Here is a 25,560-nt window from a genome sequence, read left to right as displayed (position 1 = left end):
CCGTTGAAGACTTCAGTACTGATCTGTGACTACTCTTATCACTACAAGGCATTTAACCACAACATGAAGGGCGAGCTTCAGACCTACCTGTTCCGTCTGCAAACCGAAGGCTCTTGCAAGGTATATGTGCAGGATGAAGAATTTACGATGACGAGCGGGGATTTACTGCTGTTGAAACCAGGAGATGACTATCATCTCGTGGTCGCAGAACCGCATAAGGAAGGACGATTGTCCAGCGGGGATTATTATTTATTCTGTGAAGGTTCCTGGATTGATCAGTGGTGGAAGCGAATTCAGCGCCCTACCGTAAATCGAATTGGACTGGATGACAAACTGGTCAGCCTGTGGCGCAATATTTTGCTGGAGCAGCGCCGGGGGCCTCTTGAAGAAAATGAGGAGTTAAAAGACGCGTTATTACGCGGACTCTGTCTGTATATCGACCGTGCGATTAGCGAAAGTCTTCAGACGGATCGAAGCGTGTCCTCCACCCTGAAGCTAAAACGCTTCATTGAGGAACATGCTACCGTTACGTTCAAACTTGAGGAGGCTGCCCGTTACGCTGGTCTTAGTCTGTCACGCGCGGTACGGCTGTTCAAGGAACACTACGGCAAAACCATGATCCAGTACGCCATTGAGATTCGTCTGAATGTCGCACTGGAACGCATGAAGTACAGTGAGATGACACTGGAGCATATCGCCGAGACGTGTGGATTCGCCAGCTATTCCTATTTCCACCGGGTGTTCCGCGCTCACTTCGGCATGTCCCCTCTGGAATATCTGAAATCCCAGTCCCACCCGTCTTTTGATATGGAGCATGTGTAACATCACATGAAATCCCGAACCCATGACGACCTATACACAGGTCACGTTCATGGGTTCTTTGAACTTTTTACTGCTCCAAATTTATTCATGACTCCTCCCGCATAACCCTGTATAGTTAAAATCATAGTCATTTACAGATTCAACCATCATTAACGAAATTTCCATTACCCTTTATTGGAGCGATACCTATGCCTCATTCACGTAGAATACTCATTATTGAAGACGAGCAGGACATTTCACGCATTGTAAGAGACTATCTGAATAAAAACCAATATGACGCGGCAGTCGCAGCCACTGGACAAGATGGATTGCAACTGATGGACATGCTAAAGCCGGACTATATTATCCTGGATATCATGCTTCCGGATATGGATGGTATTGAGGTATGCCGTGAAATAAGACGAAGAAACAATATTCCGATTCTCATTCTAAGTGCAAGAGGAAGTGATACCGACAAGGTGCTTGGTTTGGGCTTTGGGGCAGATGATTATATGACCAAACCCGTCTCCCTGAGTGAGCTGCTTGCGCGAATCAATGCCCATTTCAGGCGGTATGACAGTCTTGCATCCGAGCGTGAGGAGGAACATCTTCTTCGTCTCTCCAACCTGGTAATCGACAAGAAAGCGTACAAGGTTACGGTAAGCGGAGATGAAGTTTCACTTTCTGCGAAGGAATTCGAACTGCTGTACTACCTGGCGAGCCACAAGAATCAGGTGTTTTCGAAGTCACAACTGCTGGACGCAGTTTGGGGATATGATGCTTACGGGGATGAAAATACGGTCACTGTATATATCCGAAGATTGAGAGAGAAAATTGAAGCCACCCCCTCCGAGCCCGTTGTTCTGAAGACAGTCTGGGGCGTCGGCTACAAATTCAACCACTAAGATAGATGGGAGACCACAATCTCGATGTTGTTACTCCAATGGTCCAAACGCTGGCTGATTACCGTACTCATTCTGCTTATTTTTCTCCTTGGATGCAGCCTGACACTTGCCGTGAATCGGTCAGTTCATCATACAGAGGAGTCCAACTTGTCCATTCATCTGGTCCGGCTCATCATCAATCCGGTGATGCTTGCTTTGGAGCAGAATCTTCATCAACTCACCAGCCCGGAGGTGCAGGAAAACGTTCGTGCCCTCGCTGAAGAGCAAGGCATCCAGTTATCCTATGTCGGCCTGGACGGTACGATCCTATTCTCTTCAGATCCCTCCTCTCAAGGAGAACGTATCCATCTGGCATCCGCCTTGCATTATGATCTGAACTATGCCGGGCATGCCAACCATGGAGAGGATATGGTGGATATGGCTTTCCCTGTCCTCCATGCTGCGGATGGAATTCAGATCGGAAATGCCATCTTTACCATCCCTAAAGCCATGGTTACTGTCCAACCTTCATCCATCCTGCCTTATCTGGTTGCAGGCATCTCCATCATAATCATACTTATTCTCGGCATTCTTCTGTTAACCATGCATCGCAAAATACATAAACGATTACTGTCACCGGTACATATGCTTCAGCATCATGCTGAATCCATTCTCAAGGGACAGTACGATAAGCCCATTTATTATAAACATGCAGACGAAGTAGGCGAATTATATGCCATGTTCGATCTGATGCGCACCGAAATCAAGTATTTGAGTGAACAACGCACGAAGCAAGAACAGGCCCAAAAGGAACTCATCACCAATATTTCGCATGATATCAAAACACCCATTACTACGGTTAAAGCGTATATTGAGGCCATTATGGAAGGCATGTGCGAAGATGAGGAAACCCTGATGGAGTATATGCTAATCATGCAGAACCACACGGACAAAACAGCCCAATTGGTTGAAGATCTGCTACTTCATGCGCTGCAGGAACTGGGTCAGATATCCGTAGAGCCGCGTGAAGTTTATAGTGGTCCCTCTTTCGAAGCCATGCTTGGCTCATTCGGACATGCTGTGCGCATGAAAGGTCTAACGTATGAAACGCCCGAATCCGTTCCGAATGTGTTAATCCGCATCGACACCACAAGGATCGAGCAAGTGCTGGCCAATCTCATATCCAATGCACTGAAGCACACCCATCGCGGGGATGCCATCCGTGTTCATACAGAGCTGGAAGCCAATCAGTTCATTGTGACCATCACAGACACGGGTCAAGGAATTCGGGCACAGGATATGCCTTTTGTATTTGAACGTTATTTCCGGGGGCAGGCGTCTCCTGTTTCCAGACACGTGCAAGAGGGTACAGGCCTGGGCTTATCCATCTGCAAAAATATCGTTGAAGCACATGGGGGACGTATATTCTTTTCAAGCAAAGAAGGGCAAGGAACCAGCTTTCAATTTAGCCTGCCGGTCTGCTGACTCGTCCAATCCATTCAGGCTGGCATCCAGCCTGTAAGACTTTATTCATAATTTGATAAGACTTCCTCAACATCCCCCCTCTAAAATAAAACGTATACCGCTTTGGGGAGTGATTTTCTTGAGCAAAACAACGATTATTCGTGCGCATAACCTATGCAAAACATACAGCGCAGGCCCGGAACAATACCATGCTATACGCAATATTGATCTGGATATATATCAAGGGGACTTTACCGTGATCATGGGTAACTCGGGTTCGGGTAAATCCACCCTGCTCTATCTGCTGAGTGGTCTGGACCATATAACTGCTGGTGAAGTCTATTTTCAGGAACAACGCATCGATAATTACAGCGAGCGGGAAATGTCTGATTTTCGCACTCGCCGGATTGGTTATATCTATCAAAGTATTAATCTCGTACCGGATCTCTCTATTCGAGAGAATATTGCACTTCCGGGTTACATCGCCGGGACCAAAAAGAATGAAATTCAGCTGCGGGTAGCCCAATTGATGAAATCCTTGGATATTGACAGTCTGAGCAGCCGTCTTCCCTCCCAGACTTCAGGAGGCCAGCAGCAGCGAGCCGCCATTGCGCGGGCTTTGATCAATACTCCTGACGTCCTTTTCGCTGATGAACCGACTGGAAGTCTGAATGTGGAGCATGGTAAGGCTGTTCTCGACATCCTGACAGACATTCATCAAAAAGGGCAGTCCGTTGTCATGGTCACGCACGATATCAAGGCTGCCTGCCGTGCCGATCGTCTGATCTTAATCCGGGACGGCAAGGTTGGTGGTATTCTTGAATTCGAACCCTATAACGAGCATCAGGTTCATGACCGTGAGGACATGATATTTGCCTTTGTATCGGGGAAGGAATAACGATGGCTGTCATGTTGAAACTTAGCCTCTCCTATCTGGGCAGAAGCAAAATACAAAACTCGTTTATCGCTCTGCTCATTCTTCTGTCCACGCTGCTGTTGTCTACAGCTGTCATGATTCTGGCCAACACAGGTAATCAGTTTAGAGAGATGCATAGCCGCACCAATGGATCTCATCAGATTTTGACTTTTAATAAGGGCCTGAATGATCCAAAGGCTGTTCACTCTTGGTGGGCTTCCCAGGAAGGCGTTGAAGTGTCTGAATTGCTAACGTACCGAACGTTATCGGGCATCTCGTTTCATGGCACGGATATCCCTAATATTTACCTTTACATGATGAATACCCCGTCAACGCCGCGGGTTGTGGATGAGCTTATTTTTTCTAGTGGAACACCAGAAGCGGTTCCCGAGCCAGGTACGGTCTGGATCCCCACTTCCATGGCCAATGCGTACGGTATCTCGGCCGGAGATACTATTGGCTTCAAAACGGGGAGCACTACCATCGAATTGAATGTATCCGGTATTGTAGTCGATGTCCCCTATGGGGCACCCTTTACCAACACAGCACGCGTCTGGATGAACCCTTCCGATTATTCGGAGCATGTTCAGTCCCTTCCGGGAAACGATAATTATATGATGGGCATCCATTTCGACGATTATAGTGCCAATTCAAGCTACTGGGAACGGTACTCGCTGGAGGCAGGAAGTCCGTTTCTGGAAACCAAGATGGAGTTCGAGGGCATCTCTTCTTTCTATCTGATCATTAATCAAATCATCGGATTTATCATGATTTTCCTAGGGGTTGTCATGCTTGCCATCGCTCTGATTACGATCGGATTTACGATTTCGGATGCCATCCTGGCCAACTATAAAACGATCGGTATACTGAAATCAATCGGTCTGACCTCGGCGAAAACCATCGGCACGTATGTCATGCAGTATTCCATGCTTTCCGGTATAGCCATCCTTCCAGGACTTGGGCTTAGTATATGGATATCCAAATTCATCATCAATATCTCCGTGTCTTCTCTTCGCGTGGGAAATCGTGACATCTCGATCCAGGGGATAGGCTCAGCCATGCTTGTGGGCGTATTCCTGTTCGCCATGATCCTTTTGTTCGTTGTGATGTATGCCAAAAAAGCACGGAATATTCAGCCGGTGCAGGCCATCCGTTATGGAATGTCGGAGCTGGACAATAGCCGGATGGCACGGAGAATAAATTCCCCGCTAAACCGCCTGTTCGGTTTCGCACGCCTTCCAGTAGCTGCAGTTATCGGAGTCCGCCATGTCACCAAAAACATCAAAAGTTCCATTCTGATGCTCTTGCTGACAACAACAGCCTCTTCCGTACTGGTTTTGGGGTATGTTCTGTTAAGCAGTATCACCGGAATTGCTCAGACCGCTGCCCAGTGGGGTTATGACAATGCCAACATCGCCGCTGTCGTTGTGAATAAAGGTACTTTTCCCAAAGAGAAGTTCAATCAATGGATACAAGAGGATGCAAGAATCAAAAATGCAGGCTGGCAAGGAAACATTACTGGCGTAGTTAGCCCAGCCTCTTCAGGGGATGATAAACGGCAATCTACCAGTGTAGCTCTGAGTGTACTGGAAGGAAGTTATCAGGACCTTGGATTTGAGACATTAGAGGGAAATAACCCACAGCAGGAGAATGAAATTGCCATCGGCGTGGGGGTAGCTAAGTCCTTAAGCAAAAAGCCGGGTGACTTCCTGGAACTTTATATTGAGGGGGAAAAGCGCACATTCCTCGTCACAGGAATTTATCAAGCGATTGCCAATATGTCCATCTCGGGACGAATTACGATGGAGGCCATGAATACGATTCGCCCGAATTACAGTGATTTTGATGCCATATTCATTACTTTGAATGATCCGCTGGAAGCGGAGCTTGTTGCCAGGGAAATGAGTGATCAATTTAAAGATTCCGCTTCAGTTGTAACCCAGCAGACCCTGCTCGATTCGGTCTACGCCGAAGCGGCAGACATTCTAATTTACCCCATGAGCCTGATTGGGCTGCTGTTTATCCTGGTTACATTTATTATTATTTTCAGTACCTGCCGGATTAGTATCCGCAAAGAAAGCAGAACGTATGGTATCTACAAATCGCTTGGATTAACCTCGCGCCTCATTCGGCTGTCTATTGCCATGGGAATATCACTCCTATCCGCTATGGGCTCCCTGCTGGGAATCCTGGTTGGCGTGTATGTGCTGCCTATTCTTCTTGAAATGATCCTTGCCGACTATGGTATAGTACAGCTTCCTCTTATTCTGAATGGGGGTGGAATTGTTCTATCCGCTTGTATCGGCATTAGTGCAGCAGCTCTCGGCTCCTGGTTCTCCTCCCGTGTAATTCAGGAAACATCCCCACGTATGCTGGTTATTGAATAACTTTACATGGGCATATGAAACAGCCTTCTCAGATCCTTCGCGGATTTGAAAAGGCTGTGTTTCTTATACAGATATTACTCTGTCGAAGATCCCTGATTCTTGATTTTGATTTTAATATCGTAGGTAATTGGAATTTCACTGAACGTCTTATCCCAATTCGGTTTAACCTTCTTCCACACTTTCGGATATTTAATGCGCAGTTTCTCGCCGAACCCACCAACATCCACCTTGTACTTATGCTGCATTTTATCGAGGACCTGTTTCACCTGCTGTTCCGCGATTTTCTTAAAATCATTCTCCAATTTGTGAAGATATTCTTCGTCTCCCGAGACTTCGGGAACCGTCCAATCTTCCATGAACCAACCTTCCGATTCCACTTTAACATGAAACGAGATATCGTCCCCATGGACTGTAGGGATAATTTTTCCTTTGGTATGCTTGATCTCATATACAACCGTACTCCCGGTTCGTTCCTCATACGTTTTTATTACGCCTCCCCTAGGCCTTTCCTGAATCCATGACAATCCTTCGAGATCGACCTGGCTTAAGGTTCCTATATGGCGTTTTGTCTTCGAGTCAAATATGCCTGCACCCGAAAATTTATGTTCGCCTTTATATGATATGACATTTTGGAGGAGAAAGCTTCTGCCAGACTGCATGGTTGCGTCCAACTTGGCTAGTGACACAGCGGGCATGATTTTATTCGACAAGTATGAATTGTCCACAAGACCTGTCAAGTAAAATGCAGGGATTTCACTGGGATCATTGGAATGCAATGCATCAATGGCTTTCTCATCACTCACCACAACCAGACAACTTGGACGGATATCGTTATCACGCAACACAAAATCAAGCAATTGCTCCAAGCTGTATTTCCGTGCAATTTCTTGCGATACCACGATCACTTTCAAGTGATGCCCGATAAGGGGACGATCTCTTCTGAGAGCAAACTGACGGAATATTTCTAATAGAGAATCCCCCGTTAATTGTTCGTTGAAATAGGACTTGCCCGCTGACGGAGAACCTTGCTGGCTATTTGGTTTGGATGAATCCTTAGGTACAATCTGCACCGTGGCGGTTATGTTGTTTTCTTTGGGATAATGACCACCATGAGCGTTTACGTCCTTTTCAAATTCCGTTTGCTCAGGCACATCAATTCCAAGAGCCACATAGACACCCAGGTCCTCAATCTCTTTGCTGCTCCAGCAGCCTGTTTGCGTAAACACCATGCATAGCGATACCGAAAACAATATCAGCTTCTTCCAAGGCATCTTCATTTCTGCTGGCCTCCTTTCTTGCGAACAAAACTTAACAGCAACAAAAGGGCTGGAAGGATAGCAAACAAACACACAGATACGATTCCCAAAAAGTCACCTAGTACAAAAGTCTGGTTGACGTCGTTTGGAAGAAAGGCAATAAAATAGATAAGGGAAACTAATACAAACATCGCCCCCAGTATTTCCTTCCGCTTGAACAATTGGGCACTTCCTATGGAAGCACCGTATAACGTGACGGTGAATGTCGAAAAAATTTGCATAATCCAGATGACCAGCAGCAACGATTCAAATCGTTCAAATATCAATCCCTGAATCTCAAAACTTCTCATCAAATCAAGTGTAGGCCAGGTTCGGGTCTTCATGCCATTAATGGACAGGCTGCCCACCACCATAATAACCGTTACCAGATAGATTAACGTAGGGATAGCCGTTCCCCAGATCATCGCCTTATTCCCCTTTTCAGGGTTCTTCATATAAGCCATGATGACAAACATGATCTCATAGCCTGTATATGACAAAAGTGAAGGCTTCAGCCCTTTAATAACAGGCATAAACCCTTCACCGAGCACAGGTCTCAGATTGTTAATCTCAAACACTTTGCTGCTAAGCAGGATCGCTATGACAAAGATAACAATTGTAATCGGCAAAATAATCTCGAACAACCTAACGATCGCATTCAGACCTCCCGATATCAGATAGATCCCAATCCACATAAATCCCATCACAATCGCCCAAGTTGGCGTACGCTCAAGCAGATATAAATTAGTCACTTCCGCCAATACCCTAACTTCAAATGCAGATATTATGACGAAGTACAGGATAATCGCCATACTGATTAACATGGCAATCCACTTGCCTGTAATTTCCGGAACAAACTGGAACACGGTCTTTCCTGGAAATCTCCGGCACAGCTTAACCATGATGAAACCAATGAGCAGGATTATCAAACCCGAAATGATAATGGACATCCAGACATCCGGCGTATTCACTGCTTCCACCGTTGTCCGGGGCAAGGTCAGGATGCCTGCTCCCAACATGTAGTTGATGATCATAATCGCAGCCTGAGTTGTTGTTATGGGCGTGTAGGAAGGCTTCATCGGCTTCATCGGGTTTCACCTCTTCATCAGTTTCATAGCCTTGTCCTCATTTCTTGCGGTCCTGATCTTGGGGTTTCATCATGTAAGGACGTTTCTTCATCATGCTCATTGGTGCCCTGATCAGAAAGTCCTTCCAGTCTGACAATCTATAAGGAACACTTGGGCTGACATATGGAACGCCGAAGCTCTGTAAGCGTGCAAGATGACTGCAGAGTAACAGGATGAACAACACCACTCCGTACAAGCCCAGAATGGCTGCACTAAACATGCCTATGAAGCGCAGAATCCGCAGCGTTATCCCTGCGCTGTACGTCGGAATGGAGAATGACGAGATTGCCGTAACGGCAACGACAATAACAAGGAACGGACTGACGATCCCTGCCTGGACGGCGGCATCTCCGATAATGAGACCGCCGACGATCCCCATCGCTGGTCCAATCGGTTTCGGCAAACGTATGCCGGCTTCACGCAATATCTCAATTGCCGTTTCCATGATGAGCGCTTCGATAATGGAGGGAAAAGGTACCCCTTTTCGCGTCTCAATAATGGTCAATGCCAGTTTGGTCGGAATCAGACCCGGATGAAAGGAAATAAACGAGATATACAAGGCAGGTGCCAGAAGGGCAATCATGGCTGCGAGAAAACGAAGCATGCGGAGAAAAGTACCCGGAATCCATCGTTCATAGTAGTCTTCAGGGGATTGCAGCAGCATGCTGAAGGTGGTCGGCACAATCAAGGCGAAGGGGGTACCGTCCAGCAAAATCGCAACACGCCCTTCAAGCAAAGCACCGATAACCCGGTCCGGTCTTTCGGTATTTTGCACCTGTTGAAAGGGGCTTAGTTGATCATCCTCGATAAGTTGCTCTACATACCCAGATTCCAACATGGCGTCCACATCCAGCTTCTCGATTCGCTTTTGGACTTCAGCTACAATCTCGGGGTTGGCAATATCATAAATGTACGCAATAACCAGATCTTTTTTGATCCGTGTCCCTACTTCATATTTCTGTATGAACAGGCTCTGGTTACTCCCATACCGTCGCAGCACCCCTGTGTTATCACTGAGACTTTCCGTAAAACCAATGCGCGGCCCACGGAGCAGGGCTTCGGACAACGGCTCTTCAATACTGCGTGTTTTTCCTTTGGCTGATCCAATGAGGAGAGCACCAGGCATACCATCAATAATGAGAGCATTTTTCCCAGACAGCACACCCAGAGCAAGTTCCTGTAATGACTCGGTTTCCTCTACTTGACTGACAGGCAGTAAATGATTTTTCAGATATCCCTTGAGCAGATGAGCATTTTCCGGATGAATGAACGCGTCCTGTTTCAGTTCGGGTACCCCTCTTAACATAAGAGGCGTGATCAAATGGTCATCGACCAACTCCTGATCTACCAGACCATCGACATACATGACAGCCGCAGGTGTATCCGTACCATAGATGAAAAACTCCCGTATATGTACGTCAGCATTTTGGCCAAAGGTTTCTCTTGAACTGATCAGATCTGTGGTGTAATGCCCCGTCAGCTTGATGTTGGCATATGCCCCGGTTTCGATTCCCTGCGCTTGATCAGGACCATTCGATGAGGAATCACCGGAGCTTTGCTTCTGCTGTGAATCGAAGTTCGTGAATGCACCTTTTCTAATGGAAGAGCTGATCCATCGAGCTGCTTTTAATATGACGAGTGGAATAATCACAACCAAAAATGCCTGCATCCATAGCGACCATTCAGGTACAAACGATAATATTTTTGACCACATCACCCTCACCCCAACATTTCTCTATGCTGTGAACCTACATGTATTTCTGAGTATTCTTTCCCCGAAGGCTCACAATAATTCCCGTTTTTTTGGCGTAATAAAAAAGCAGGCCCCTGTGTCGGAGACCTGCCACGTTGTTATCATTGTTTAAGTTAATTTATAGAAGAGAGATACATCTTAGACGATCTTGGTGACTTGCTGCGCCTTGGCATCAAGCAGCTGTGCAGATTCCGCAATGGTTGTAAAATCCTTCAACGCTACCGCAATTTTCTGCTGGCTTTGCTGGGCGTACGCTTCAACTTTCTGAGTTCCGCTGGAAATGTTCTTAATCTCTTTGGTTATGCCTTTTACACTATCGCGGATTTCATTAATGGAATCCCCAACCATAGCAGACAACTTTCTGACTTCCTTGGCTACAACATCGAACCCACGACCGTACTCACCTGCATGTGCAGCTTCGATGGCAGCATTCAGTGCGAGCAGCTGTGTCTGCGATGCAATCTGCTGAATGGTTTTGACAACACCTTGGATCGAGCCTGCTTGCTCCTGCAAATCAGTCAAAGTAGCCCGGTTATGAGCCGAAACTTCTGAAATTTCTGTGATACCGGACAGCAGCTCACGACTGCGCTCAATTCCGATATCCGCATGCTCGTTCATCTCATGTGACATCGTTTTCAATTCATGGACCACAGCCGAGATGTTTTTCTGACGATTTGTAATGTTGGTTGCAATTTTGGAGACACCGAGAATTCTCTCATTAGACTCATCATATACAGGCATATATGTTGCTTCAAGCCAGACGGAGTTGCCACTAGCATCCTTACGCTCGATCTTGTCCTGGAAGCTTACGCCGTTAAAGATACTGTTCCAGAACAACTCATAATCCATGCTGTTTGCGAAATCAGCAAAACATAATTGCCGATGATGCATCCCGTACATCTCATCTACCTGATATCCCATCGTACGAGCAAATGTCTCATTGACATAAGTCACCCGCCGATCCAGATCAAAACGAATGATAGCCAGACTTTTTTCCATGGCCTTAATGACCAGCGCATCCGTGACAACGTCTTTTTTCTTGTCCAACTCTACTATCGGCACTTCATTTCCCCCATATTCTCATGCTTATCGCTTATTTTTTCATAGATTATCCATGTGCAAAATTCAAAAATGGAAATCGGTCTTCTCCAATATTTATGTATTCACGTGATCGTTCTGAACGCTTCTACTATTGATACCCCAATTGAGGACATTTGGATCACTTATTTTTGATTTTCCATAAAAAAATTTTACGTGATCTTATTTTGGTCAACTTAATGGACTAATCCTCATTTTATTATCAACGTGTCAGCACGTAAATGGACAAATACGCACAAAAAAGGACCGTTTCATCCGAAACGGTCCTCACAAGGAGCACTCCCAGCACATCACATGGTTTGGCCTTCCAATCTCTAATCCGTCCTTCCTGCCTTAGGTGTCCAACGTTGATCCTCACTATCCTGGGGATAATCTATGCCGGCCGGGTAGGAGATCAGCTCAATCAACATGCCCCACGGTGCACGTCCATATACAAATTGATTGCCTTCCCCGCCCTCGATTGGGCCGGACAATGCACTGGAATCGGAGAGCAGCTCTCCTCCTGCCTCTGTGAATCGTTTCGCCGCCTTCTCCATCTGATCCACATATAAGGCTACATGCTGCACACCGAAGTCTGATGCCCTGGCGGGATCATTATGCTCGGTATTTCCAAACTGAAATAGCTCAATACTGGCGCTCTCCCCGACAGATAACATCCGAATATGAGTGGCCTTGGCTCCAGGTCGAAGCCCCAGCTTCCGTTCTACTTCAGGACCTTCCTGCGGCGGATCCTGGGGCGTAATGTTGTCATATACAAGTCTGGCACCAAATGCCTGCTGCAGAAAAACAGTCGCTTGTTCCACATCCGGCACAGTAATCCCTATATGGTCGATTCCTCTTGTTGTCATACGATCTCCTCATTCCCTATGTAATTCAACATGCTGGTGAGCAACAGCAACTGCTCTTATCTATGTTTTTACACCAAATGAGGAGCAGCATAACCATGCCAGTGATCCGCTATATCCGTAATTATCCGCGAGGCAGCTTATCCGCATATTTGCTGCGCAGTTCAGCAAGCCTCTCCAGCTTGGATAACGCCTGCTCCTTCTGCAATAACCCAACAGCGAGCACCAGCTGCTCCATAAGAAGAAGTGGAGTAACCATGGAGTGGAATTCCCCCAGCTCACCGCGACTCACATAGAAAGACAATTCCGTTGAGAGTCCATATAACAGATCCTCCCGGTCTGTCACAAGTACGGCCTTGCTGCTTACTTCCTTGGCATAATCCAGAATAACCTCTGCTTCAGGCAGCAGACGGGTAAAGCTCATCAGTAGGACCATATCCTCCTGCTGCATGTGCATCAGCGACTCCAGTAATTCATGTCCGCTTCCAGCCAGATGGATGACGGTTAGTCCAAATCTTGATAACCGGAAAGACAGCAGTTCTGCCAAACCAGCCGAGGGCCCGGGCGCATAAATATATACTCTTCTGGCTTCAGCAAGAATGGAAGCAGCATGCTCCAGATCTCCCTGCTTCATATGTGATAATGTCTCCTGCAGATGGGATACCGAGGCTTCCAGCAATTGCACAGGCAGGCTGCTCGTGTCCATGCGGGAGATTGTTTTATTTAATTTGAGTGCAGGTGTCGTGTCCTCGGAGGTTCGCAGCCGGATTTTGAATGCTTTGGCATTGTCATATCCAACAGCACGCCAGAAGCGGGAAACGGTGGCTATACTTACTCCGAGCTTGTCGGCAATTTCCTGCTCCGTCATGAATAATATCTCCTCCGGGTTGCGCTCAACAAAATCGGCAATTTTCAGATGACCAGGTGATAGTTGTTCTTTTTGGGCAAATAAATTCATTCCGGATTCACTCCTTTTCTCGCTCTGCCATCAGTATACCAGCTGGCCTGTGATCAAAGGGTTTATCTATGTAATAAATTTTTCATTTATTTTTATATCTGTAATAAATATTACAATCGATTTACAAATCTCTCCTTTTGCGTTAATACTCTGCCCCTAGACTGTGGCTATGATCAACAACATTCAGGGAGGTATGTATCGATGAAGAAGATGACTGAGCGGTATACGCTGACGTCTTCACAGAAAATGATGGTGTTTGTGCTTTCCATGTCACTGTACGGCTTGTCCAACATGTTTACAGAGCTCATTCCCAAGCTGCAGCTTGGACCGATTGAATTGTCCGTTGAATATTTTGCTTTTATTCCGCTGACGCTTTGCATCCTGTTCCACCCCATGATTGCCGCTCTCGGTGCTGCTCTTGGTGAAGTCATCTTCGGTGAGCTGATGCTGGGCCAATTCGGCGGACTCGGCGAACTGGAGAAATTCATTACCTTTTCCTTCGCGATGTATGTCGCAGGCCGTATGGTCAGTGATCCCCGCAATCGCAGGCAAGTCGGTGTCGCAGCCATGACTGGGGTCATCATTCATCAATTTCTCAGTTCATTGGTCGATATCGGCAAAGTATGGATTGGCGTGGAAGAACTCGAAGCCGTTCCCGGACTTGCCGAGAGTGTTGTGCTGATTGAAGGCGTTGGATTCCTGAACGACGTATTATTCTCGGGTATCCTGTTCGCTCTACTGCCTACGCTGTACCTTGTTCCCCTTCTCTATGGCAAAATCGAACCACTTCTCGGCATTAAACCTCGTAATCCTGGCATGAAATATGAAGGTGTCGGCTTCTTCCGTCCGAAGCTGTTCCTGATTGGTCTGCTTCTGCTCGCACTGGCTTTTGGCGCGGAATCCCTGTCTGAAATGGACATCAACTTCGCCGTATGGGAAACGGACTATGCCGATCAATACGGCTCAGCGTCGATCTGGATCAGTATTGGTGCCGCTGCATTCATCGCGGTCGTTACACTTTGGATCATGCGAGTGAAACGAAGCAAAAACAAAGGTATTTCAGGTACGGAGAATCGCCCTTATGCCTAATATACATTCTTCCCACCCTGCTTCTTCACCCGATACCGCTATTGCCATTCATGATGTTACTTTTACCTATCCCGGTTCGGAAGAACCTGTTCTGAATGGAGCCTCTCTGGAGCTCTCCCGCGGAAGCTTCACTGCGATTATCGGAGGCAACGGATGTGGCAAGTCAACGATGTGTAAATTGTTTAACGGCCTGATTCCCCAGTTCTATACGGGTGACTTTGCGGGTGAAGTTCATGTACTGGGAGTCTCAGCAGCTGGGCAAAGTGTTGCCGATCTCTCCAGAAAAATTGGATATGTCTATCAGGATTTTGATAATCAGCTGGTGCGCCCGACCGTGCTCGATGAAGCTTGCTTTGCTCCGCTGAATTACGGGCTGGCCAACTATAGGGAGCTGGGTGAACGTGCGCTGACGATGTGCGGTCTGGACTCCATCCACAATCGGTACATCTGGGAATTGAGCGGCGGACAGAAGCACCTGCTTGCACTCGCTGGGGCACTATCCATGGACCCGGACATTCTCATCGTGGATGAACCCGTTTCCCAGCTGGATCCACAGCATGCCAGACTCATCTATGAATGCCTCTCTCGGTTGAATACAGAGCACGGCAAGACCATTATTGTCATCGAGCATCATACCGAATTTATCGCTAACTTCTGTGCGGATGTGGTCCTGATGGACAAAGGACGTGTGCTGTGGAATCTGCCAGTCCAGGAAGGTTTGAATCGTATCGCAGACCTGGAGCGTCTGGGCATTCAGCCTCCTGAAGTGACCCGTGCAGCCATTCAGGCTGTTCCATTATTGAAACGAGATCACGCAACCCAACCCGAGCAGCTGCATCATCAGCTCTTTCCAATCACAGTGGAGGAAGCTGCGGTTTATTTTCATAAACAGCACACTGCTGCGATATCCGCACTACTGGCCAATCAGGGTAGACAGCCCCATCCTGCGGAAAGCAGGGTACAGTCCCGTTCTGAAGAACACGCACATGCTGCTTCTCTGCCGATTGTTCAATTCAAGGATACACGTCTGCGATATAGAGGGCTTGGCAAAAAAGAACACGAGATTATTCGTGGTGTTAACTTTTCACTCCATGAAGGAGAACGGATCGCCCTGGTGGGCAATAACGGCGCAGGCAAGTCTACACTACTCCGGCTCATGGCCGGCATCAGTCTGCCTCAGGAAGGCAGTGTCCGCGTGCTTGGGGATATCACACATCGTTCATCGTTGGAACAGCTGGCTGGCCGAGTCGCTTATATTTTTCAACATTCTGCCGAGATGTTCATCGAAGACAGTGTGCGCAAAGAGGTTTCATATTTCTTGAGAACCCGCCGCATCCAGGGAGCTGATGAACAAATCGCACATGTACTTGATCGCTTTCGGCTTACCCCGTTACAGGAGCGGGATGCCCGTCTCCTTAGCGGTGGACAACAGCGACGCGTTACCCTTGCGATCGGTGCAGCCATGAAACCTTCTCTTATGCTGCTTGATGAGCCTACCGCCAACCTGGATCTGGCTACCCGAGAGGAACTGATCGGCGTATTGGATGAACTGGATCAGCATGTTCGGACAACGGTGATTGCGACTCATGATATGCAGCTGGTTACCCAATGGGCCAATCGTGTCATCGTACTGCATGATGGACGTGTTGAAGCAGATGGGACACCTGCCGAGGTGTTTGCCGACGAGCCGCTTCTGCGCCGCTCTGGACTTGCCCTAACTCAGATGATGGAACTATCGCATCGGTTGGGTCTATCCGCACTCTGTCCGACTCCCGAGACATTTGTGGAGAATCTTTTGAATCATTCGAATCATTCGTTTACCAAGGAGGAAGACATTGATGCAGCTTGTCCGCAACTGGTTTGACAAAATATCCATTGAACGCATTCAGCTGGAGTTGATGAATACCGTATATGGCAGCGGTCATGCAAGTCTGTCCCGAATTGATCCGCGTGTCATGCTCATCTGGTATCTCTTCTTTGCCATCGTTCCCTGGTTCGTTCATAACGGCACGGTGCTGCTCGGCATGTTCTTGCTCATGGTCACCACGACCATTCTGTCCCGCGCTGCTCCCTTCATCATCATCATTCTATGTCTGGGGCTGATCGGTCAGGTGGGCTGGATGTTTATTATCTCGCTGTTCTTCGGGGGGAACCTGGAATCCGCATTTCCGTTATTACTCCTAACTCTGAAGCTGTCGATCGTATCCCTGGCAAGCATCACTGTCTTTTCGGGTATGGACCCGGAACGAATCGGGGATGGCTTGCTGGCACTCGGAATGCCTGCGGCATTCTCGTTCAGCCTATCGTATGCGTACCGCATTTTGCCCGTGTTGTTTGGTGAATTCCGCAACATTATGCTGTCGTACAGATTGCGGGGGCAGGTCCCTTCCAGCCATGGCTGGTTCTATTGGCGGCTTGTTGTCTACTACATGAAACTGTTTGTTGTATCCTTTTTCCCGTTAATGCTGGCAACCGCCAAACGTTCCCGTACCACTGTGGAAGCACTGGAAACCCGTGGGTTCTCTTACGGAATGAAGAATTCGGATTCAAAACGGCTCAAGCTGGCCCATCTGAAGATTTCCCCACGCGATATCAGTTTTCTTGTCGGGTCAGCGATCTATGTTGCTCTCCTGTTCTGGCTCGGCGCACATTACGAAATTTTGTAATTCATATACTTAACCATTCATGGAATAAAAGGAGTGTCTCGACATGCGTATTGATCTTCATACTCACGGCAAATTATCCAAAAACTCTGATTTCTCCGTCGATTACTTTACTGAAATGGTCACCGAGGCCAAAGCCAGCGGACTGGATGCCCTCGCGCTTACTGAACATTTCAACACTCGCCACTTCTACGATGTGTATGAGACACTGGATCGTCTCTACCCCTACAACGGAGAATATTATGACGCGGACGGACTGCGCATTTTCCCAGGGATGGAAGTAGACATTCAGGAGACAGGACATATTTTGCTCATTGGTCAGAAGGAACATATCCTTGCCGTTCGTGCCGGGCTGGAAAATTATACTGCCAAGGGGTCATTTATTCCCTTTGCCAACCTGCTGGATCTGGCCGAAGACTGGCCCATGTTCAAAATTGGTGCACATCCTTTCCGGGAATCAACCCCTCTGTATGAGCTGGACCCAGGTCTGCTTGGACGTCTGGATGCCTTCGACTTGAATGCCAAAGATATGTACAAAACCGGTATCCCTACCTGCCGCAGTCAGGTCGAAACATTCGCCCAGTCCCTGGGCAAACCCGTAACGGCCGGAAGTGATACGCACCAATGTCTGCAATACGGCAGTGTGTTTAATGTATTGGACCGTCCTTGTGCCTCTGTTGCCGAACTAAAAGAGCGTATCACTACCGGGCAATACACCATTGAAATCTCTCCCGATCTTCCTCTTCGCGTCAAAGCCTCGGTAATGCTGAAGAAAGTCATGAAACGTCTTGCCAAGCTCGAAGCCGCCAGCTTGCAGGGGGTATAATCGCTTGGATTATAGATTGGGCCTGCAGGAAACATTTCTGCAGGCCTTTTTTATCCACCATCACTTGAGACCATCTGCCCTCGTCCCTCTGATTCATCTAAGCGTTTTGTCATCGAGCCTGCAGAGACACCGAAGAAAATAGTTGTTGTAGGTGGGGGCCCTTCCGGTTTAGAAGCAGCCCGTGTAGCTGCACTCAAAGGTCACGAGGTTACTTTGTATGAGAAAGAGGCAGCGATTGGCGGACAGGTAACCAGTGCGGCTACGCCGGAATTCAAAGTTCAGCTCGTGCCTTGATTGACTGGTATGAACGGCAGTTAAAGCAGCTTCACGTGCAAATGTATCTGAATCATGAGATGACACCGGATGATCCAGCGCTTCAATCAGCCGATCACATTTTCATTGGGGCAGGGGCCATACCTCTTATTCCCCCAATCCCCGGTATTCATCATGATCATGTCATTGGGGCAATTGAAGCACATTTGCAGAAGGAACTTGTTCGCGGCGAACAGATAGTTATAACTGGTGGCGGTTTAACAGGATGTGACCTGGGACTTGAGCTCGCTATGGAAGGTAAAAAAGTGACCATTGTGGAGATGCGTCCGGAAGCGGGACAAGATGTGATGTACATTAATCGGGCAGCTCTGATGCCCATGCTGGAAAGACACGGGGTGACCATACTCGGAGGGCACAAAGTCCTTTCCTTTGAAGCCAATGGTTTATATGCGGAGAATGCGGAGGGATCCAAAGTGTTCATTGAGGCAGATACGATGATTAATGCTTTTGGTATGAGAAAAAATACAACCATAGCAGAGCAGATTCGAGCCAAGTTCGAATCCAAAACCAGCCTTATCGGCGATTGCGTCAAAATTGGTAAAGTAGGTACTGCCGTGCGCTCTGGTTTTTATGCTGCGAGCGCAGTCTAACAGTAACTCGAATAGAGCCAGACTTCGATAATACGGAGTCTGGCTTTTAGTGTTATCGTATTAGGTTAGCATTCCAATGCAAAACAATAACCCAATCAAAAGCCTGGATGTCTGCCTAGCGCATTGAATAGGATTTTAATCCCGATGCTTCGTGTCCAAAATTCCGTAGAAAAACAGATCCTGCGTGATCCGAGCAAGCTTGGACGGCGTTTCGTGCCCCGGCAGCAGCTTAATCAGTGTTAAACGCTCCATGATAGCCAGCAAAGCTTCGGCGAAGAATACCGTATCCAGATCATGCCTGTAATACCCGGCTTGTTGTTCTGCAATCAGATTTTGCTCCATCAAACTCGCAATCTCGGCTTTAATTCTCACCGACTCCGCGGACTGATACAGCCCGATCCGGGTCAGCGCCGGATTCTCTCCGAGATAACGGTAAATCTGCCCCAATGATTCCACGACAGCTTCTTTGAGATCGTTCCTGTTCTTTCCTGCCTCGATATGACTATCCCGGACGACCTGAATTAGTCCATTTCGAAAACTATCGATCAGCTCTGCAAAAGCTGCTTCCTTGCTCTCAAAATAAAGATAAAATGCAGGCTGCGTTACCCCTGCACGGGCAACGATAGAGCTTATTTTCGCCTGATAGAATCCATTTAACGCAAATTCCTGTGTTGCAGCTTCCAGTAGTCGCAGTCTGCTCTCTTTCCCGATAACCCCTTGTTTTCGCAATCCAGTCCTCTACCCCCTCGCTATTTACACTTGCCTGCCTCTGACGTTAGGCCTCCCTCTAATTATACATAACATCACCATGATGAGTTAATGAAGTAGAGCAAGGTATTCACTCTCCCTATGCTTACAGCATTAGGTTTACGTTTCCGTTAGATCGACGCGTTCTGAACGCTCATTTTTCTTGTATTGAGTAGGCGATTCGCCCATAGTCTTGGTGAAAAGAATGGTGAAATAATTCGCATTCTGATAACCCAAAACATGTGCGATCTCACTCACCTTCATGTCTGTCTTGGTCAGCAGGCACTTCGCTTCTCCCATTCTTCTGTAGACAATGTAACGGATTGGTGAATCATCATACTTGTGCTTAAACACATGGGATAAGTAGTAAGGGTTCATATGAAAATGCGCTGCGATATCCTGCAATTTCAAGTGCTGTAGGTAGTTCTCATCAAGATATTCCTTGATCCGCACAGCCAGATGATCCGAATCTTGCTTTCGTGAAACATTCGGTTGAACCAACCGCTGTATTAAGGCAAGAAGTGCACCCAGCAGTCCTTCACAGATCTTCTCATAACCTGCCTGTTGATTGGACGATTCCTCATACATGAAGTCAAGCAGCTCGCTGACTCTGTCAGCGTACGCTTCAGTTTTAATATACGGAGAAGCGTTTTCCGAAATGATGTGTTCTCGCCTTGACCCGTCTGAATAGATATTGGCTATTCCACAATAATAAAGGCTGAGTGGACAGACCGGAGAGGTACATTGCTCATGAATGACACCTTGGTTATAGATTAACAAATCGCCTTTTTGCACGGCATAGGGATGTTCGTTAATTTTAATAATGCCTTCCCCATCAGATACATAGACAATTTCACTGATATCCTCATGCATGTGGCTTGGAAAATTCCAATTGGGATTACCGTTGACTCTGCCTATGTACAGCAATCGGGAGGACGTTTCTTTTCTTGTCTCGTTCATTGCTGTCTCCTCCTGCGTCAATGCTTGATCACTCTCTAGCTGTATTACTATACCCTGTTTGCCACAGCAAGATCTATAATTTTTCAGAAAAACAAAGCAAGATCTTTCATTGTCTTCGCCTCTACAATTCCTTATGATGGGTCATGCACCTGCAAATTAATCACATTTCAAGGAGTCGAGATCAATTGAAAAAGCTGATTTTTTATATCATCGCTATTGCGACAGGAGCTCTTCTAAGTTTTGAGGGAGCACTGTATGGAAAACTTGGGGAACAAGTCGGCACGCTGGAAGCTGATTTTTATAATTTCTTCATGGGTGCGATCATCTCACTGATTTTATTGATTTTCTTCGGCAAAGGAAACCTCTCTGCCATCACCAAATTCCCGAAGTGGAACCTCCTTGGGGGTTTGCTCGGGGTTATCTACTTGCTGGCCTTGGTCATTGGTGTTCCAATTGTGGGCGTAGGAATCTCCATGATTGCCATTGTTGTCGGACAGATGGTGACCAGCATTCTGATTGATCATTACGGATGGCTGGGGAGCAACCGTAAACCGGTTGGGAGCAAACGAATTGCTGCCTTGGTATTGATGCTGGGCGCACTGGCTCTAACTTTATTCTAAGGAGGATCACCATGGGCATAGGTTTATTGATTGTTATCGTTACTTTGATCGGTGGAGCAGTGCTTAGTGCACAGTCCTCCATTAATGGTACCATTAGCCGTAATATCGGCCTGCTGGAGACGGTATTTTTCACTTTTGCGTCAGGTACATTGATTCTGGCCGTACTGATTAATTTTTTTGGTAGTGGACACCTGTTCGACTTGCTTCATGCACCCAAGTTACAGCTCTCTGCTGTATTCATGGGTTTTGGATACCTGTTCCTATCGACTTTTGCTGTAAATAAATTAGGTGTAACACCTGCCAACCTTACGGCAATCGTGGGTCAGATTGTTGCTGGTTTTATTATCGATGCAACGGGACTGTTCGGCAGTGAGCTCATTGAATTCTCCTGGCAGCGTGCTGTCTCCCTCATCTTGATGCTGGCTGCACTAGCTCTGATTTTCAGTGAAAAAAATGATGAAGTTCAAGCGTCACAGCTTACAAGGTAAATAAGTAAAAAAAGGATAGACTCCTGTATCCCATGTGATCAAGCTATCTTCAGATTGCGGGAACATTTCTATTCAGGAAAACAAAGAAAGAAGAGCACATTGGTATGGGTACCAATGGTTCTTCTTTTTTTGACGCTTTTGATGATATTTTATTGAACCGAGCGAGCAGCCCCCGTCCTTGATTTTATGTTAGAAATCGTGCACCGTCACACAGAGCTGAATCGCAATTCCGAACGGATCACGCACAATCCCATAACCTGGGCTAAATTCATTTTGTTCGTAAGGCACCAGCACTTTCACGTCCTCATGTTGTACAAGAGAGGTATACAGTTGATCCATCTTACTTTTATCCTTGGATTGAATACATAGCGATGTACTGTTTCCGAGCTGCCAAGGTCTCTCCGGATCCATTGCCTCCTCTGCAATCATGATCTTGTTTACCCCAATCTCCAGTACGGAATGTGTAATATACTCATCTTGGCCAGCAGGGTATTCGAAGCCCGGATTCATCTCCTTCATCTCTTTATAACTTTTCTTAAAAAGCACTTTGGCCCCCAGAACTTTCTCGTAAAATGCGATGGCTGCTGCCGCATCCCCGTTCATCGACAAAAATGGGATCACTTCAAAATTCATTATCCTTTGCCTCCTTGGTTCGATTGGATTACACTTATCATCATAACAACAAAAGGTGCCAATACATGGCACCATTGAAAGGTTTCTTTATAATGAAAAAATCAGAACGCATGAACCAGATGCTGCGCTTGATCAATCAAAAACAGCAGTTTACCCTGCAGGATCTCATGCAGGAGTTTCAGATCTCCAAACGAACCGCGATAAGAGATATCGCCTCACTCGAAGAACTCGGTGCACCCATCTATGCCGAGTACGGGAGGTACGGTGGTTATCGTCTGCTTCAACAGATGCAACTGCCCCCCATATCGTTTAATACAGGAGAGCTTCATGCCCTTTATTTTGCCATGCAGGCCCTTCGGAGTTTCTCTAACCTACCCTTTCAGGCTACCTTCCGTTCGATTCATGAGAAATTCATAAGCGCGTTATCCGATAAGCAGCGTCTGGAAATCCAGAACATACAGCATCGGGTTTTGTTCAAACATACGGAGCAAATTAAGGATAGTGAGAACCTAGAGTTTCTATTGATGTCCGCCGTACAGAATACAGTGATACAGATTGTTTATCAAAATGTTCGCACGAGCAGACATACCAAGAGCTCGTCTTCAAACGTAAGCAGCTCCAATGTCCGCACCATCCAGCCCATTGCCCTTTATGCGATGAGAGGCTACTGGTATTGCCAGGCATATGACCTGCACAAGCAGGCGTACCGCGTATTCCGATGTGACCGAATATCATCACCCCAACTAACGGATATCGAGCCCTTGGATCATATCAAGGAGCTTTCGCTCCAGGATGCCCATTCGCTCTGGAAGCCATCCGAACAAGCCATCCCCTTTCAATGCCGAATCAATGAAGCGGGAATGGAGCTATTTTACCAGGAACACTTCCCATCCATGAAACTCGAAGTGTATGCGGAACAGACCTATCTTGTTGGTTCGTATGAACCTCATGAGCTTGAATTTATCATTCGTTATCTTGCGGGCTATGGCAAATCCATTCAGATCATGAAGCCAGCCAGCTTGAAGCAAGCACTGAGACAATATTATTTGGATTTACTGGAGCATGTTTGATTTGAAGTGATCTAATACTTTCCGAATCCATCCTCACAGGTAATATCCGTCTCAAGGATGTCGTACAGATTTTGTTTAGCATGTTCCAGCTTCTTCTGAATTTCTTCAATTTCGGATATCTTATCCTGAAGAATGCTTCTCTGTTCATTTCGTGAAAATCCGGCTTTGGAGATCATGGATTGAATATCCTGAATCGTAAAGCCAACAGCCAAACTTTGCTTTACCACATCCAGATGCTGCACGATGCCTGAATCATATACCCGGTAGTTATTCTGGTCTCTCAGAACATACTCATCCGTGATAATCCCCATCTTTTCATAGTAACGGATCGTTGATATAGGAAGGTTTACTCGTTTCGCTACTTCACTAATTTTCATATGGATCGCTCCTCTTCGTGCTCTTGCTATAAAGTATACTTCATAGTTTACACTCCTCATAGTGAGTCGGATGAAAGCCTGAATCCAATCACACAAATATGATCAAGGAGAGATAACCATATGGATATAACCACTGGCCAATCTAACAGAACAAATGATTTCGATAACATCGTCCTGGAACGTCGTTCCGTTAAAGTTTACAATCCCGAGGTGAAAATCAGCCGTGAGGAATTGAGTGAGATATTGGCGAAGGCTTCCCGGACCCCCTCTGCCATTAACATGCAACCCTGGCGTTTCCTTGTTATTGACAGTGCTGAAGGAAAAGAAAAGCTTGCCCCCCTGGCCTCTTTCAACCAAACACAGGCTCTTACCTCATCAGCAGTTATTGCTGTATTTTACGATGCCGAGAACATAGAGTATATGGACGAGATTTTCAGTAAATCAGTCGAATTGGGATACATGCCGCAGGACATCAAGGAAATGCAGATGCAGCAGGCAAAACCATATTATGCAAGCATGAGTCCATCCGATTTGCGTGACATGAATCTCATTGACTCAGGCCTTATTAGTATGCAGCTCATGCTCGTTGCTCGTGCCCACGGGTATGATACCAATCCTATGGCCGGTTATGATAAAGAACGAATTGCCGAGGTCTTTGGCCTGGACAAAGAGCGTTTCCAACCGGTGATGCTGATTTCCATAGGCAAAGCTGTCAAAGATGGACATCCTTCCTATCGTCTCCCGGTTGATACGATTACCACTTGGGCATAATCAAAAGCTGTTCACAAGAGTGACAGGAGGACGGCCTCCGTATGATAGTACGTTTGTCTCAAAGCTTAATTAGTAACTTACCTGCCAAACCTTAAAGACTTAACAGCATGTACTGACATTCAACCAGAGAAAAACATCTTATTGTTGGATAGCAAAAACAAAAAGGGTCCTATGACAGTATTGATTGCCATCAGGACCCTTTACTACAGTACAATTACTTTAAATTATCGCTATTACTTTTACAGATATTTACACTCGGCTGATCAATGCACATGTGTTGATTATATATTATGCGCGTTCTTTTACGACTCATCATCTATCCAATTCAAAAATCTATCTCCCCATATGTGTTCATAAAAGGAAATGGTCTCTTTTGCAGACATCCAGTGATTATCAAAAGTAGAGGTTGCATTACGTATCATGTAATTTTCGTATCCCAGCCCATGAGCAAATTTAATCGTAGCATCCATACAATATTCGGTTTGCGCTCCGCAAAACTCAATACGGTTTACAGTGAATTGGTCCAGGAGGCTTTTCAGGTTTGTGTTATAAAATGAATTCGCATGTATTTTGCGCACAAAAAAGTCTTGCTCTTGAACATCCAGATCGGAATGAATAGCCCATGGTTCCTCTTCAGGTACTAATTCTTCATCACCGTGCTGAACAAAAATGATGGGTTTATCTAATTCTCTATACATAGCAATTCTCCGATTGACTCTATCGAGTAAATTCGGCAACTCATACAATTGGTTCTCACCACTGTAACATACGCCATTTTGTAGATCAATCACAATCAACACATCTGCACAAGTCGCCATCATTTTACCTCTTTCATCTTGGAATATGTTTATTCAAATTGATCGGA

The 25,560-nt window shown here is 46.6% G+C and carries 26 protein-coding genes; 15 read left to right on the top strand and 11 right to left on the bottom strand.

The features are described 5' to 3' along the window. Positions 1–3 precede the first annotated feature (3 nt). From CHH60_RS25105 to CHH60_RS25085, 5 genes are all read left to right on the top strand, one after another. Positions 4–822, top strand: coding sequence for an AraC family transcriptional regulator (locus tag CHH60_RS25105; protein ID WP_095361747.1), 819 nt, complete (start codon positions 4–6; stop codon positions 820–822). 188 nt (positions 823–1,010) lie between these two features. Beyond that, positions 1,011–1,706 (top strand): response regulator transcription factor, encoded by a 696-nt coding sequence (locus CHH60_RS25100; RefSeq protein WP_095361699.1) that lies wholly within the window; start codon positions 1,011–1,013, stop codon positions 1,704–1,706. Between the two features lie 24 nt (positions 1,707–1,730). Continuing rightward, positions 1,731–3,170: a sensor histidine kinase gene (locus CHH60_RS25095; RefSeq protein ID WP_095361698.1), complete on the top strand. Its 1,440-nt coding sequence runs from the start codon at positions 1,731–1,733 to the stop codon at positions 3,168–3,170. A gap of 118 nt (positions 3,171–3,288) precedes the next feature. Further along, on the top strand, positions 3,289–4,047 hold the full coding sequence (locus CHH60_RS25090; protein ID WP_176476201.1) for an ABC transporter ATP-binding protein: 759 nt from the start codon (positions 3,289–3,291) through the stop codon (positions 4,045–4,047). Positions 4,048–4,058: 11 nt separating this feature from the next. Then, positions 4,059–6,452 (top strand): ABC transporter permease, encoded by a 2,394-nt coding sequence (locus CHH60_RS25085; RefSeq protein WP_255248080.1) that lies wholly within the window; start codon positions 4,059–4,061, stop codon positions 6,450–6,452. A 74-nt stretch (positions 6,453–6,526) separates the two neighbouring features. On the opposite strand, the gene CHH60_RS25080 is transcribed toward CHH60_RS25085, so the two are convergent. The 6 genes from CHH60_RS25080 to CHH60_RS25055 form a co-directional block, all read right to left on the bottom strand. Further along, complete coding sequence (locus CHH60_RS25080) at positions 6,527–7,729, bottom strand: Ger(x)C family spore germination protein (protein ID WP_369680205.1); 1,203 nt, start codon at positions 7,727–7,729, stop codon at positions 6,527–6,529. Beyond that, on the bottom strand, positions 7,726–8,826 hold the full coding sequence (locus CHH60_RS25075) for a GerAB/ArcD/ProY family transporter (protein ID WP_095361744.1): 1,101 nt from the start codon (positions 8,824–8,826) through the stop codon (positions 7,726–7,728). The genes CHH60_RS25080 and CHH60_RS25075 overlap by 4 nt, the downstream gene beginning before the upstream one ends. Positions 8,827–8,872: 46 nt before the next feature. Next, positions 8,873–10,588 carry a spore germination protein gene (locus tag CHH60_RS25070; RefSeq protein WP_095361696.1) on the bottom strand — a complete coding sequence of 572 codons (1,716 nt, stop codon included), beginning with the start codon at positions 10,586–10,588 and terminating at the stop codon, positions 8,873–8,875. A gap of 177 nt (positions 10,589–10,765) precedes the next feature. Further along, positions 10,766–11,689, bottom strand: coding sequence for a methyl-accepting chemotaxis protein (locus CHH60_RS30495; protein WP_303621387.1), 924 nt, complete (start codon positions 11,687–11,689; stop codon positions 10,766–10,768). 350 nt (positions 11,690–12,039) lie between these two features. Continuing rightward, on the bottom strand, positions 12,040–12,573 hold the full coding sequence (locus CHH60_RS25060; protein WP_095361695.1) for a VOC family protein: 534 nt from the start codon (positions 12,571–12,573) through the stop codon (positions 12,040–12,042). Positions 12,574–12,694: 121 nt separating this feature from the next. Continuing rightward, positions 12,695–13,528, bottom strand: coding sequence for a MurR/RpiR family transcriptional regulator (locus CHH60_RS25055; RefSeq protein ID WP_095361694.1), 834 nt, complete (start codon positions 13,526–13,528; stop codon positions 12,695–12,697). A 201-nt stretch (positions 13,529–13,729) separates the two neighbouring features. On the opposite strand from CHH60_RS25055, the gene CHH60_RS25050 reads away from it, so the two are divergent. The 6 genes from CHH60_RS25050 to CHH60_RS25025 are packed head-to-tail and all read left to right on the top strand — an operon-like array spanning position 13,730 to position 19,029. Beyond that, positions 13,730–14,617 carry a cell division protein FtsQ gene (locus CHH60_RS25050; RefSeq protein WP_095361693.1) on the top strand — a complete coding sequence of 296 codons (888 nt, stop codon included), beginning with the start codon at positions 13,730–13,732 and terminating at the stop codon, positions 14,615–14,617. Then, entirely contained in the window at positions 14,610–16,481 is a 1,872-nt protein-coding gene (locus CHH60_RS25045; protein WP_095361692.1) for an ABC transporter ATP-binding protein, read from the top strand. The genes CHH60_RS25050 and CHH60_RS25045 overlap by 8 nt, the downstream gene beginning before the upstream one ends. After that, complete coding sequence (locus CHH60_RS25040; RefSeq protein ID WP_095361691.1) at positions 16,456–17,283, top strand: energy-coupling factor transporter transmembrane component T family protein; 828 nt, start codon at positions 16,456–16,458, stop codon at positions 17,281–17,283. The genes CHH60_RS25045 and CHH60_RS25040 overlap by 26 nt, the downstream gene beginning before the upstream one ends. Positions 17,284–17,326: 43 nt before the next feature. Further along, on the top strand, positions 17,327–18,106 hold the full coding sequence (locus CHH60_RS25035) for a PHP domain-containing protein (protein WP_095361690.1): 780 nt from the start codon (positions 17,327–17,329) through the stop codon (positions 18,104–18,106). Between the two features lie 15 nt (positions 18,107–18,121). Continuing rightward, positions 18,122–18,400 (top strand): FAD-dependent oxidoreductase, encoded by a 279-nt coding sequence (locus CHH60_RS30565; RefSeq protein WP_095361689.1) that lies wholly within the window; start codon positions 18,122–18,124, stop codon positions 18,398–18,400. Further along, a complete protein-coding gene (locus CHH60_RS25025; protein WP_141236986.1) occupies positions 18,397–19,029 on the top strand; it encodes an FAD-dependent oxidoreductase in 633 nt (210 codons plus the stop codon). The genes CHH60_RS30565 and CHH60_RS25025 overlap by 4 nt, the downstream gene beginning before the upstream one ends. Positions 19,030–19,164: 135 nt before the next feature. Here CHH60_RS25025 and CHH60_RS25020 read toward each other — a convergent pair whose 3' ends face one another. Further along, a complete protein-coding gene (locus CHH60_RS25020; RefSeq protein WP_095361687.1) occupies positions 19,165–19,758 on the bottom strand; it encodes a TetR/AcrR family transcriptional regulator in 594 nt (197 codons plus the stop codon). Between the two features lie 138 nt (positions 19,759–19,896). Further along, complete coding sequence (locus tag CHH60_RS25015) at positions 19,897–20,736, bottom strand: AraC family transcriptional regulator (RefSeq protein ID WP_095361686.1); 840 nt, start codon at positions 20,734–20,736, stop codon at positions 19,897–19,899. 185 nt (positions 20,737–20,921) lie between these two features. Here CHH60_RS25015 and CHH60_RS25010 point away from each other — a divergent pair, with 185 nt between their 5' ends. Together CHH60_RS25010 and CHH60_RS25005 are read left to right on the top strand one after the other, a co-directional pair. Continuing rightward, positions 20,922–21,356 carry a DMT family transporter gene (locus tag CHH60_RS25010; protein WP_239304776.1) on the top strand — a complete coding sequence of 145 codons (435 nt, stop codon included), beginning with the start codon at positions 20,922–20,924 and terminating at the stop codon, positions 21,354–21,356. Between the two features lie 11 nt (positions 21,357–21,367). Further along, positions 21,368–21,844, top strand: a complete 477-nt coding sequence (locus CHH60_RS25005; RefSeq protein WP_309147238.1) for a DMT family transporter — start codon at positions 21,368–21,370, stop codon at positions 21,842–21,844. A gap of 189 nt (positions 21,845–22,033) precedes the next feature. On the opposite strand, the gene CHH60_RS25000 is transcribed toward CHH60_RS25005, so the two are convergent. Then, a complete protein-coding gene (locus CHH60_RS25000; protein WP_095361684.1) occupies positions 22,034–22,477 on the bottom strand; it encodes a VOC family protein in 444 nt (147 codons plus the stop codon). A gap of 92 nt (positions 22,478–22,569) precedes the next feature. On the opposite strand from CHH60_RS25000, the gene CHH60_RS24995 reads away from it, so the two are divergent. Continuing rightward, a complete protein-coding gene (locus tag CHH60_RS24995) occupies positions 22,570–23,547 on the top strand; it encodes a helix-turn-helix transcriptional regulator (RefSeq protein ID WP_095361741.1) in 978 nt (325 codons plus the stop codon). 11 nt (positions 23,548–23,558) lie between these two features. On the opposite strand, the gene CHH60_RS24990 is transcribed toward CHH60_RS24995, so the two are convergent. Continuing rightward, positions 23,559–23,924 carry a MerR family transcriptional regulator gene (locus CHH60_RS24990; RefSeq protein WP_095361683.1) on the bottom strand — a complete coding sequence of 122 codons (366 nt, stop codon included), beginning with the start codon at positions 23,922–23,924 and terminating at the stop codon, positions 23,559–23,561. A gap of 120 nt (positions 23,925–24,044) precedes the next feature. Here CHH60_RS24990 and CHH60_RS24985 point away from each other — a divergent pair, with 120 nt between their 5' ends. Beyond that, positions 24,045–24,695, top strand: coding sequence for a nitroreductase family protein (locus tag CHH60_RS24985; RefSeq protein ID WP_095361682.1), 651 nt, complete (start codon positions 24,045–24,047; stop codon positions 24,693–24,695). Between the two features lie 302 nt (positions 24,696–24,997). On the opposite strand, the gene CHH60_RS24980 is transcribed toward CHH60_RS24985, so the two are convergent. Beyond that, positions 24,998–25,513 carry a cysteine hydrolase family protein gene (locus CHH60_RS24980; RefSeq protein WP_095361681.1) on the bottom strand — a complete coding sequence of 172 codons (516 nt, stop codon included), beginning with the start codon at positions 25,511–25,513 and terminating at the stop codon, positions 24,998–25,000. Positions 25,514–25,560: the final 47 nt, after the last annotated feature.

The sequence above is a fragment of the Paenibacillus sp. 7523-1 genome (assembly GCF_002276415.1).
In the GTDB taxonomy this organism is placed as follows: domain Bacteria; phylum Bacillota; class Bacilli; order Paenibacillales; family Paenibacillaceae; genus Paenibacillus; species Paenibacillus illinoisensis_A.
The sequence above is the reverse complement of the archived record's forward strand: the minus strand, read 5'-3'. Positions and strand labels throughout refer to the sequence as shown.